The sequence below is a fragment of the Stenotrophomonas sp. TWI602 genome (assembly GCF_039674045.1).
Lineage (GTDB): Bacteria > Pseudomonadota > Gammaproteobacteria > Xanthomonadales > Xanthomonadaceae > Stenotrophomonas.
The window spans coordinates 22742-33523 of sequence record NZ_JBDJMT010000030.1 but is presented as its reverse complement, the minus strand read 5'-3'; the positions used below and the strand labels follow the sequence as shown (position 1 = coordinate 33523).

The window sequence follows — 10782 nt, the reverse complement described above, 5'->3', positions numbered from 1 at the left end:
GCTCTGCAGCAGTCCGCGGAGCCGGCCAGCGGCCGGCACTACGGGATGGTCAGGCGCCGGCCAGCGGCCGGTAGTGCGGGATGGTCGGGCGCCGGCCATCAGCCGGCATGACTGTCCTGCGGTGGCACTGGCGTAAGCCATTGATGCGCAAGTGGTGTCCCGAATTTGTCGACGACGACAGCCATTTCAGACAATCCGTGGCGTAATCGGACCCCTCGAACGGGCGTCCGTTCCTTCACTTTCACAAACCCTCGACCCGGAAAGTCTCAGATCTGACATTTCATGTCACTGAAGTGCAGCTGAAACATTGTTGATCGGCCAGTCAGCCACTAGCGTCGTGATGGGCGGTTTGATTCAGGGGAACCGATCCACTCACCGGGCCGATCCGCGCCATCGATTGCAGCAGCCCCCGGATCGGACCTGGATTCTCAGCCGCGACGACGGCATTCACTGTCTGAAAGGGAAATCCGATGTCTCATGTCTCGCAACACCGTTTGCGTCAGCGTGCATTGGTTGTACTGGGCGCGTCCGTTCTGTCGACCCTGCTGCTGGCTACCCCGGCGTTCGCCGGCGATGTGCAGTTGAGCGGCCTGTCCTCGGCGCCGACCCATCAGCGCTTCATCGTGAAGTACAAGGACGGCAGCACCGGGGTCGCCACCCCGACCGCGCTGGCCAGCTCGCTCAAGGCCGCCGCCGCGGCGGTGCCGGCCGCACAGGGCCGCGCGCTGGGACTGCAGAAGCTGCGTCAGCTGGCGATCGGGCCGACCGTGGTCAAGGCCGACCGGCCGCTGGACCGCGCCGAGGCCGAGCTGCTGATGCGCCGCCTGGCCGCCGACCCGAGCGTGGAATACGTCGAGGTCGACCAGCTGATGCAGGCCACCCTGGTGCCCAACGACACGCGTTTCTCCGAGCAGTGGGGCTTCGGCACCAGTAATGCGTCGATCAACGTTCGCCCGGCCTGGGACAAGGCCACCGGCACCGGCGTGGTGGTCGCGGTGATCGATACCGGCATCACCAACCATCCCGATCTCAATGCGAACATCCTGCCCGGCTATGACTTCATCAGCGACGCGGCGATGGCGCGCGACGGCGGTGGCCGCGACAACAACCCCAACGACGAAGGCGACTGGTACGCCGCCAACGAATGCGGTTCGGGCATTCCGGCCTCCAACTCGAGCTGGCACGGCACCCACGTGGCCGGCACCGTCGCGGCGGTGACCAACAACAGCACCGGCGTGGCAGGCACGGCCTTCAATGCCAAGGTCGTCCCGGTACGCGTGCTCGGCAAGTGCGGTGGCTACACCTCCGACATCGCCGACGCGATCGTCTGGGCGTCCGGCGGCACTGTCAGTGGCGTCCCGGCCAATGCCAACCCCGCCGAAGTGATCAACATGTCCCTCGGCGGCGGTGGCAGCTGCTCCACCACCTACCAGACCGCGATCAATGGCGCCGTCTCGCGCGGCACCACCGTGGTGGTCGCCGCGGGCAACAGCAATACCAACGTCTCGTCCTCCGTGCCGGCCAACTGCGCCAACGTCATCGCTGTCGCCGCCACCACGTCAGCCGGCGCCCGTGCGAGCTTCTCCAACTACGGCACCGGCATCGACATCTCGGCGCCGGGGCAGGGCATCCTCTCCACCCTCAACAGCGGCACCACGGTTCCGGGCAGCGCATCGTATGCCTCCTACAACGGCACCTCGATGGCGGCCCCGCACGTGGCCGGCGTGGTCGCGCTGATCCAGTCCGTTGCCCCCACCGCGCTGAGCCCGGCCGCCATCGAAAGCCTGCTCAAGAGCACCGCACGGCCGTTGCCGGGCGCCTGCTCCGGCGGCTGCGGCGCGGGCATCGTCGACGCCGATGCGGCGGTGACGGCGGCCCTGGGCGGGACCAACCCCAACCCGGGTACCGGCAACGTGCTGCAGAACAACGTTCCGGTCACGGGCCTTGGCGCCGCCAGCGGTGCTTCGCTGGCCTACACCGTGACCGTGCCGTCCGGCCGTAGCCAGCTGAAGGTCACCCTCGCCGGCGGCAGTGGCGATGCCGATCTCTACGTCCGCTCCGGCAGCGCGCCGACCGACACCGTCTACACCTGCCGCCCCTATCTCAGCGGCAACAACGAGACCTGCACGATCACCTCACCGGCGGCCGGCACCTGGCACGTGCGGGTGAAGGCCTACTCGACCTTCTCCGGGGTCACCCTCACCGCGCAGTACTGATCGCCTTCCCATCGCCCCAACGTAGAACGCCCCGGCATGCCGGGGCGTTCGTTCAATCAACACCGATTACGCAGCTTCGAACCGGTTGGCGGCCACGTTCTTGCGCACCTGTTCCGGATTCCAGATCCGGCCGTTCATCGCAATGTACACACCGCTCGGCAACGACTGCACCGCACCGATCGCACACCCGATGTTGAACTCCGCATCCGAGCCGCGGAAGCGCGCCGGGCTCAGCGCACCAGTCATCACGATCGTCTTGTCGGTGATCGACTTCAACACCTGGCCCGTCTGCACCATCGAATCGGTGCCGTGGGTGACCAGCACATGGCGCGTCGGCTGCGCGGCGATCGTCGCCCGGATCAACTCACGGTCATCGTCGGTGATGTGCAGCGAATCCTTGCGCAGGATCGGGATCACATTGAAACGGAAGGTCACGCCGAGCTCGCGCAGGATCATCCCGATCTGCGGATCACCGATCTGATAGTCCGACTTGTCGTCGAAGTAGATCTTGTCGATCGTGCCACCGGTGGTGATGATCAGTAGTTCTTCCATTGCAAGCATCCTGGGTACCAGACAGAAGGGCACGGAACCGCCGCGCCGACCCGTAGATGATACGGCCGCCGCCGGCCCGATGCAGGGCCGCGCCGCAACGACCTCAGTCGGCCGGCGTCCTGCGCCCGAAGCGGCGCCGCAGCCCTGGCGTGCTGGCCACCCCGATCACGGCCAGGGCCAGCCCCAGCTCGAGCCAGGCCCACAGCGCCACCTCTGGATGGCTCCAGGCGCTCATCACCCCGTGGCTGAACCAGAACAGCGCCAGCACCCCCGCCCAGAACGTCGCCTTGCCACGCCGCACCAGCACGCCCAGCGCCAGCAGCAGCGGCGGCAGCGTGAACACCAGCTGGGTGGCCAGCCAATGCTTGTCCTGCGCGAACCAGACCGCGAACAGCACCGCCAGCGCCACCAGCAGCAGGGCCAGCACGATCTCCTGGGCGCGCGTACTCACGCCAGCCGCCGTGCGATATCGGCGACCCGCCGCCCCAGCGCCCGCGCCAGGATGCTTTCATCCTCGCTCGGCACCGGGTTGTCGTCCGCCCCGGCCACATGGCTGGCGCCATACGGCGTGCCGCCGGTGGTGGTATGGCTCAGCGCCGGCTCGGTGAAGGGAATACCCACGATCAGGCAGCCGTGGTGCAGCAACGGCACCTGCATCGACAGCAGCGTCGATTCCTGCCCGCCGTGCAGCGAGGCCGTCGAGGTGAACACGCCCGCCGGCTTGCCGGCCAATGTCCCGTTGACCCATTCCGCGCCCAGGCTGTCCAGGAAGTGCTTCACCGGCGCGGCCATGTTGCCGAAGCGGGTCGGGCTGCCCAGCAGCAGCCCGGTGCATTCGGCCAGGTCGGCCACGCTCACATACGGTGCGCCATCCTCGGGCACCGGCGGCAGCGCGGTCTGCGTCACCGCCGCCACCGGGGGCACCGTGCGCAGCCGCGCGCTCATGCCGGGCACCTCGCCGATGCCGCGCGCAATCTGGCGGGCAAGCCGTGCCACTGAACCGCCACGGCTGTAGTACAGCACCAGGATCTCCGCCATTTCGCTTTCATCTCATTGCGTCCGATGCGGGCAGTATGGCAACGCAGCCCGCTCAGGGCGAGGTCCATGCCCGGGCCGGGCACCGTGGCGGGCGTGCATGCCCCACACCCGTCATCGGGTACCCTTGCGCCGATGGAACCTCTCGATACGATCAACCTGTGGATCGAACGCGTCCGGGACCGTGCGCGCGCGATCAGCTTCGGCCGCTTCCTGTGGCGCCGTTTCCTGGATGACCGCCTGTTCCAGGCGGCCGCCTCGCTGGCCTACACCACCGTGTTCGCGCTGGTGCCGCTGGCCATCGTGGTGTTCGGGGTGCTCTCGGCGTTCCCGGTGTTCGACCGCTGGAGCGACACCCTCAGCGACTACGTGTTCTCCAACTTCGTGCCCAACGCCGCGCGCGCCGCCGAAGGCTACCTGCGACAGTTCTCGGCCAGCGCCGGGCAGCTGACCGCCGCCGGCTTCATCGCCCTGGTGGTGTCGCTGCTGATCACGCTCAACAGCGTGGAGGAAACCTTCAACCAGATCTGGCGGGTGAGTTCGACCCGGCCGAAGCTGACCCGCTTCCTGGTGTATTGGACGGTGCTCACCCTCGGCGCGATGCTGGCCGCCGCCTCGCTGGCGGTCTCGGCGCGGGTGTTCGCGCTGCCGCTGTTCGGTACCAGCGAAGGCCGCTGGCTGGCCAACGTCTCATTGACGGTCGCGCCGATCCTGATCGAGTTCGTCTGCATCATGCTGGTGTACCGCGTGGTGCCGCACCACACGGTCAAATGGCGGCATGCCGTCCCCGGCGCGATCCTGGCCGCGATCATGCTGGAGCTGGTGAAGTGGGGCATGGGCGCCTACCTGGGCAGCTTCCAGTCCTACCAGAAGCTCTACGGCACGGTCGCTTTCGTACCGATCCTGCTGCTGTGGATCTACCTGTGCTGGGTCTCGGTGCTGCTCGGCGCATCGCTTGCCTCCTCGATCGCCGCGTTCCGCTACCAGCCGGCCGACCTGCGCCTGCCGGTGGGGTATGAGATCTATGGCCTGCTGCGCCTGATCGGTCGCTTCCACCAGGCCCGCGCCGACGGCCGCAGCCTGGATGACGACGAGATCCTGCGGCTGGAGCCGATGCTGACCGATTCGCTGCTGCAGACGCTGCTCTGCGATCTGGAAGCAATCCGCGTGGTGCGCCGCGACGAGCAGGGCGAATGGCTGCTCGCGCGCGACCTGGACAAACTCACCCTGGCCGACCTGTACGAGACCACGCAGATGCGGATCCCGATCAAGGAAGCCTACCTGCCCTACCGCGACGACAGCCTGGGCACGGCCTCGGTGGCCGCGCTGGACACCTTGCGCCTGCCGCTGCGCGAACTGCTCAAACGCCGCGTCAGCGACATCTACTCGACCCCCGGAGACAAACCATGACCGCCAAGCCCCTGCTGCTGGCCCTGGGCCTGCTGACGCTGGCCGCCTGCAACAAGCCCGCCGCACAGAGCGAGGCCACTGCGCCCGCCGTCCCGGCCCCGATCAGCGAGCCCGCCGCGCCGCCGACCGAAGCCGTGCCGGCGACCGAACGCAGGACCGTCGAACAGCCGACGCTGAAAGCCAAGGCGCTGGACGGCACCGACTACGATCTGGCCGCTCACCGCGGCAAGTGGGTGGTGGTGAACTTCTGGGCGACCTGGTGCGCCCCATGCCGCAAGGAAATGCCCGAGCTCTCCGCGCTGCACGCGATGCGCAATGAAATCGAGGTGGTCGGGCTGGCCTTCGAGGACATCGAACCGGCCGAGATGAAGGCCTTCCTGGAGAAGCGTCCGGTCACCTATCCGATCGTGATCGTGGATACGTACAACCCGCCGGAAGACTTCGCGATCCCGCGCGGCCTGCCGATGACCTACCTGATCGCGCCGGATGGCAAGGTCGCCAAGGAATTCCTCGGCCCGGTCACCGCGCATGACATCGAAGCGCGGATCAAGGAAGGCTGATCCTCACGGGCATGCCGGCGGATACCCGGCATGCCTGTGCCTCGCAGCGCCGGTAGATCCACGCCATGCGTGGATCTACCCGACGACGAAGGGTTCAATCGGCTTCAAGACCCCGAAGTGCTCCTTGTGCAGCTTGCCCTTCAACGGCGGCAGCGCCAGCACCGGTTCGTCCACGCGGGTATCGGGCAGGCGATCGAGCAGGTTGCGGATCAGGCCCAGCCGCCCGCGTTTCTGGTCGTTGAAGTCCACCAGCGTCCACGGGGCATCATCGTTATGCGTCGCGCGCAGCATCGCTTCGCGGCTCTCGGTATAGGCGCTGTACTTGCTGCGTGATTTCAGGTCCACCGGCGACAGCTTCCAGCCCTTGAGCGGATCGAGGTGGCGCTCGGCAAAACGCTTTTCCTGTTGTGCCTGGTCCACGCTGAGCCAGTACTTGAACAGCACGATGCCATCATCGATCAGCAGCTTCTCGAACACCGGCGTCTGCGCCAGGAAGCTGCGGTACTGCGCCTCGGTGCAATAGCCCATCACATGCTCGACGCCGGCGCGGTTGTACCAGCTGCGGTCCATCAGCACGATCTCGCCCGCCGCCGGCAGGTGCGAGACATAGCGCTGGAAATACCACTGCGTGCTTTCGCGATCGGTCGGCTTGGGCAGCGCGACCACCTTGCACTGGCGCGGATTGAGATGCTCGGCGATCGCCTGGATCGCACCGCCCTTGCCCGCGGTGTCGCGGCCTTCGAACAGCACCAGCACGCGCTGCCCGGTGTGCTGCACCCAGCGCGCCATCGCCGCCAGTTCCAGTTGCATCGGTTCCAGCAGGGCCTGGTAGTCCTTGCGCTTGAGCTTGCCCATCGGCGTGCCTCGGTGATTCACAGGGAAGCCCGAGCCTAGCGCAGCCGATGCTCAGGCGATGTGTGGGCCCTGCCAGCCGCGTTCGCGTGCGAGCGTTTCGATCACCTCGGTGAGGTCGCGCGCGAAACCGGCCATGTCGAACAGGCCGCTGTCCTCGCGCCGTTGCGCCAGCGTGGCGCGCGCGGCCTGCATTGCAGCCGGGTCGTTGCCGAGCTGGATGGCGGTAGCCACGAACGCCGCGTCGTCGGCCACGTTGAACGCGTGCATGCCCAGGTGGTGGTTGAGGCTGCCGGCCACGCGTGAGGCGAACGTCGCGCCGGGGCTGGTCAGCACCGGGCAGCCGGCCCACAGCGCATCGGAGGCGGTGGTGTGGGCGTTGTACGGGTGCGTGTCCAGGAACAGGTCGGCGTGCTGGTAACGCGCCAGGTACTGCGGGTGCGGCAGGCGTGGCATGAACACCAGCCGCGCCGGATCCAGCTTCGCCTGGCGTGCCGCGCTGCGCAGCCGTGCATCGGCAGTGCCCGGCCCGGACAGCAGCCACAGCACGCTGCCGGGCACGCCGTGCAGCACCGCGAACAGCCGTTGCATGCTGCGCGGATTGAGCTTGTAGCTGTTGTTGAAACAGCACAGCACCACGCCCTGCGCGGGCAGGCCGCAGTCCTCGCGCGAGGGCACCGGTTCCAGCACGCGGGTGTTGTCCGAGGGCTGGAACGCGCGCGGCAGGTGCCGCACGTTCTCACTGAACGCCGGTGCCAGCACCTCGGGCAACACGAAGGCATCGGCCAGCACATGATCGATCCACGGCGCGCCGGAGGTGCCCGGGTAGGCCAGCCAGTTGACCTGTACCGGGGCCGGGCGCATTGCCAGCACCTGCGGGGTGCCGCCGCCGCCCCAGCCGCGCAGATCGAACAGCACATCGATCCCGGCCTCGCGGATGCGCCGGGCGATCACCTGATGCGGCTGCGCGCTGACATCGTGCAACGTGTGGGCGGCCTGCTGCAGACGCTGGCGGATGCTGCTGCCGTCGTCCGCGCTGAGCGCGAACAGATGCAGGTCCAGCATGTCCAGCGCGCGCAGCTGTTCGAACAGGGCGACGGTCAACAGGCCGGTGGGATGCGCGCCGAAGCCGTTGGAGAGGAAGCCGACCCGCAGCGTGCCGTGCGGGCGCACCGTGGCCGGCGGCAACCGCGGGATGCCCTCGGCCAGCGCCGCCGCGCGCTGACGGGCGCAGGCCAGCTGCTCGGCGGCGCTGCCGTCTTCGCTGAGGAAGGCGAACGGCTCGACCACCGCCTGGCCCTGCGCGACGGCCTGGCGCACGAGCGACGACAATCGCTCCAGATCCCGCCAATCGCACAGCCGGCGCTGCCAGTTGAGCAGCTGCGCAGTGATGTAGGGCTCGCCCGGCAGCAGACGGTGCGCATGGCGATACGCATCCGCCGCCGCCTCCGGTTGCCCCGCGTCTTCCAGTGCGTGGCCGAGCCACAGGGTGATGCCGGGGTGCTGGGGCGCGCGATCCGCCGCCTGCCTCAGCAGTGTGGCGGCCTCGCCATGGCGGCCTTGCATCCAGCGTGCGCGGCCCAGCCGGGCCAGGGCCTCGGGATGGTCGCCGCGCAGCTGCAGCGCACGGGTGGCGGCCTGTTCGCCGGCGCGCACATCGCCGGCTTCCAGCTCCGCGTCGGCCAGCATCACCCACGCAATGAAATCGGCCGGTTGCCGCTGCACCGCCTGGCGCAACTGCAGGCGCTGCGGATCGGCACTCATCGCGGCCGCGCCCGGGCGGGCATGCTCAGTTGCCTTCCGCGAGCCGGGCCAGCTCGTCGGCCTGGTGTTCGTGGGTCAGCCGGCTCACCAGTGCATCAAGATCGCCGGTCAGGATGTTGGGGAGGTCGTACAGGGTCAGCCCTTCCACGCGGTGGTCGGTGATCCGTCCCTGCGGGAAGCTGTAGGTGCGGATGCGCTGGCTGCGGTCGCCGCTGCCGACCTGCAGCCGGCGGCTTTCGGCCTGCGCGGCGGCCTGCTTGCTGCGTTCGGCATCCAGCAGCTGCGCCTTGAGGCGCTTCATCGCCTTGTCGCGGTTGGCGTGCTGGCTGCGCTCGGTCTGGCATTCCACCACCACGCCGGTGGGCAGGTGGGTGATGCGGATCGCCGATTCGGTCTTGTTGACGTGCTGGCCACCGGCGCCGGAGGAGCGGTAGGTGTCCACGCGCAGGTCGGCCGGGTTGATCACCACGTCCTCGACGTCATCCGCCTCGGGAATGATCGCCACCGTCGCGGCCGAGGTATGGATGCGGCCCTGCGACTCGGTCGCCGGCACGCGCTGCACGCGGTGCGTGCCCGATTCGAACTTCAGCCGCGAGAACGCGCCACGGCCGACCACGCGCGCGACCACTTCCTTGTAGCCGCCATGTTCGCCCGGGTTGTCCGATTCGATCTCGACCTTCCAGCCCTGGCGCTCGGCATAGCGGGCGTACATGCGGAACAGATCGCCGGCGAAGATCGCCGCCTCGTCACCGCCGGTGCCCGCGCGGACTTCCAGGAACAGGTTGCCGTCATCGCGCGGATCGCGCGGCACCAGCAACAGGGCCAGTGCTTCGTCCAGCTGCTGCAGGCGCTGCTGCGCGGCGGTGATTTCCTCGTCGGCCAGCTCGCGCAGGTCAGGGTCCTCGCGCATCGCTTCGGCGGCGGCGAGATCGGCCTTGGCACGGGCTTCGTCGGCCAGCGCGTTGGCGACCGGCTCCAGCTGCGAAAACTCGCGCGAGAGCGCGCGGAAACGGTCGTTGTCGCCGACCACGGCCGGGTCGGACAACAGGCGTTCCAGTTCTTCGCGGCGCTCGGCCAGCGCTTCCAGCTTACGGCGCAGGGTCGGCGTCATCGTTCCTCGCTACATCGGTGCGCACGGCAGGGTGCTGGTAACCCGGCTTGGCCGGGAACAGGCGCTCGGCGGCGCGGGTGAGTTCAGTATCGCCGCTGAGCGCGGCCGCGCGCAGGGCGGCGGTCGGCGGGTGCAGCAGGCGGTTGGTCAGGCCATGCGCGAGCAGCTCGAGCACTTCCTCGGGTGGTTTGCCATGGGCCAGCTGCTGGCGGGCTTTCTCCAGCATCTCCACGCGGGTCGCTTCGCCATAGGCGCGCAGCTGCCGCAGCGGGGCCTGGTGCACGCTGGCCTGCAGGGTCTCCACGAAACGGGCGACCTGCAGCTCGATGATCGCTTCGGCCTCGGCCGCCGCTTCCCGGCGGCTGCGACGGTTGTCTTCGACCGCGCGCTCCAGATCATCCACGGTGTACAGGAAGGCGTCGGCCAGTTCGCCCACGCCGGCCTCGATATCACGCGGCACGGCCAGATCGAACAGCAGCATCGGCTTGTGCTTGCGGGTTTTCAGTGCGGCGGCCACGTGCGCGCGGGTGATCACCGGCTCACGCGCGGCGGTGGCCGAGAACACCACGTCGGCCTCGCCCAGATGACGGTCCAGCTCACTCAGGGGCAGGGCGACGCCGCCATGACGGCTGGCCAGCTCCTGCGCATGGGCGAGGGTGCGGTTGGCGATCAGCAGCCGACGCACGCGCCCTTCGCTGAGATGGCGCGCGGCCAGCTCGATGGTCTCGCCGGCGCCCACCAGCAGCACGGTGGAATCTTCCAGCCGCGCGAACGAGTTCTGCGCCAGGCGCACCGCGGTGGAGGCCACCGAGACCGGATTGGCGCCCACGCGGGTATCGGTGCGGGCGCGCTTGGCCACCGAGAAGGTCTGCTGGAACAACCGGTCCAGACGCTGGCCGAGCAGGCCGTGATCACGCGCCAGGGCCCAGGCATCCTTCACCTGGCCCAGGATCTGCGGCTCGCCCAGCACCATGGAATCCAGCCCGGTGGCCACCCGGAACAGGTGGCGCACCGCATCGGCGTCGGCGTGCTGGTAGAGGTACCCATGCAAGGTGCCGGCATGTGACTCCAGCCACTGCGCCAGCGCGTCACCGGATTCGGCCACCGCGTACAGCTCGGTGCGGTTGCAGGTGGAGAGCAGGACCGCCTCGGCCACCTGTGGCGTATCGCGCAGCGACGCCAATGCCTGGGGCAGGGCGTCGCCGCCAAAGGAGGCGCGTTCGCGCAGTTCCACTGGCGCGGTCTGGTGATTCAGTCCGAGCACCCACAGGGTCATTGTTCA

The 10782-nt window shown here is 68.5% G+C and carries 10 protein-coding genes; 3 read left to right on the top strand and 7 right to left on the bottom strand.

From position 1 onward, the window contains the following. Window positions 1–470: 470 nt before the first annotated feature. Window positions 471–2216 (top strand): S8 family peptidase, encoded by a 1746-nt coding sequence (locus tag ABE483_RS17490; protein ID WP_346466717.1) that lies wholly within the window; start codon window positions 471–473, stop codon window positions 2214–2216. 66 nt (window positions 2217–2282) lie between these two features. Here ABE483_RS17490 and ABE483_RS17485 read toward each other — a convergent pair whose 3' ends face one another. The 3 genes from ABE483_RS17485 to wrbA all read right to left on the bottom strand — a co-directional run bounded on the left by ABE483_RS17485 (window position 2283) and on the right by wrbA (window position 3806). Continuing rightward, window positions 2283–2768 carry an asparaginase domain-containing protein gene (locus tag ABE483_RS17485; protein ID WP_121044584.1) on the bottom strand — a complete coding sequence of 162 codons (486 nt, stop codon included), beginning with the start codon at window positions 2766–2768 and terminating at the stop codon, window positions 2283–2285. A 103-nt stretch (window positions 2769–2871) separates the two neighbouring features. After that, window positions 2872–3219, bottom strand: coding sequence for a DUF2069 domain-containing protein (locus ABE483_RS17480; RefSeq protein WP_313217304.1), 348 nt, complete (start codon window positions 3217–3219; stop codon window positions 2872–2874). Next, window positions 3216–3806, bottom strand: coding sequence for an NAD(P)H:quinone oxidoreductase (wrbA, locus tag ABE483_RS17475; protein ID WP_313212208.1), 591 nt, complete (start codon window positions 3804–3806; stop codon window positions 3216–3218). Before wrbA ends, ABE483_RS17480 begins: the two co-directional genes overlap by 4 nt. A gap of 132 nt (window positions 3807–3938) precedes the next feature. Between wrbA and ABE483_RS17470 the strand changes: the two genes are divergently transcribed. Together ABE483_RS17470 and ABE483_RS17465 are read left to right on the top strand one after the other, a co-directional pair. After that, entirely contained in the window at window positions 3939–5213 is a 1275-nt protein-coding gene (locus ABE483_RS17470) for a YihY family inner membrane protein (protein ID WP_313212209.1), read from the top strand. Then, the gene (locus tag ABE483_RS17465; RefSeq protein WP_313212210.1) at window positions 5210–5773 is read left to right on the top strand and encodes a TlpA disulfide reductase family protein; all 564 of its coding nucleotides are present in this window, start codon (window positions 5210–5212) and stop codon (window positions 5771–5773) included. Before ABE483_RS17470 ends, ABE483_RS17465 begins: the two co-directional genes overlap by 4 nt. A 75-nt stretch (window positions 5774–5848) precedes the next feature. On the opposite strand, the gene ppk2 is transcribed toward ABE483_RS17465, so the two are convergent. From ppk2 to hemA, 4 genes are read right to left on the bottom strand one after another with little or no spacing between them, the layout of a single operon-like run. Next, window positions 5849–6628 carry a polyphosphate kinase 2 gene (ppk2, locus tag ABE483_RS17460; protein WP_121044572.1) on the bottom strand — a complete coding sequence of 260 codons (780 nt, stop codon included), beginning with the start codon at window positions 6626–6628 and terminating at the stop codon, window positions 5849–5851. A 51-nt stretch (window positions 6629–6679) separates the two neighbouring features. Next, window positions 6680–8389 (bottom strand): tetratricopeptide repeat protein, encoded by a 1710-nt coding sequence (locus ABE483_RS17455; protein WP_346482118.1) that lies wholly within the window; start codon window positions 8387–8389, stop codon window positions 6680–6682. Between the two features lie 25 nt (window positions 8390–8414). Continuing rightward, the gene (gene prfA, locus ABE483_RS17450; RefSeq protein ID WP_313212213.1) at window positions 8415–9500 is read right to left on the bottom strand and encodes a peptide chain release factor 1; all 1086 of its coding nucleotides are present in this window, start codon (window positions 9498–9500) and stop codon (window positions 8415–8417) included. After that, complete coding sequence (gene hemA / locus ABE483_RS17445) at window positions 9478–10776, bottom strand: glutamyl-tRNA reductase (RefSeq protein ID WP_313212214.1); 1299 nt, start codon at window positions 10774–10776, stop codon at window positions 9478–9480. Before hemA ends, prfA begins: the two co-directional genes overlap by 23 nt. Between the last annotated feature and the right edge of the window lie 6 nt (window positions 10777–10782).

Excerpts from the sequence above, each read along its gene's own strand:
- hemA (WP_313212214.1), bottom strand. The coding sequence starts at position 10,776 with ATGACCCTGTGGGTGCTCGGACTGAATCACCAGACCGCGCCAGTGGAA.
- prfA (WP_313212213.1), bottom strand. The coding sequence starts at position 9,500 with ATGACGCCGACCCTGCGCCGTAAGCTGGAAGCGCTGGCCGAGCGCCGC.
- ABE483_RS17490 (WP_346466717.1), top strand. The coding sequence starts at position 471 with ATGTCTCATGTCTCGCAACACCGTTTGCGTCAGCGTGCATTGGTTGTA.
- ABE483_RS17455 (WP_346482118.1), bottom strand. The coding sequence starts at position 8,389 with ATGAGTGCCGATCCGCAGCGCCTGCAGTTGCGCCAGGCGGTGCAGCGG.
- wrbA (WP_313212208.1), bottom strand. The coding sequence starts at position 3,806 with ATGGCGGAGATCCTGGTGCTGTACTACAGCCGTGGCGGTTCAGTGGCA.
- ppk2 (WP_121044572.1), bottom strand. The coding sequence starts at position 6,628 with ATGGGCAAGCTCAAGCGCAAGGACTACCAGGCCCTGCTGGAACCGATG.
- ABE483_RS17470 (WP_313212209.1), top strand. The coding sequence starts at position 3,939 with ATGGAACCTCTCGATACGATCAACCTGTGGATCGAACGCGTCCGGGAC.
- ABE483_RS17465 (WP_313212210.1), top strand. The coding sequence starts at position 5,210 with ATGACCGCCAAGCCCCTGCTGCTGGCCCTGGGCCTGCTGACGCTGGCC.
- ABE483_RS17485 (WP_121044584.1), bottom strand. The coding sequence starts at position 2,768 with ATGGAAGAACTACTGATCATCACCACCGGTGGCACGATCGACAAGATC.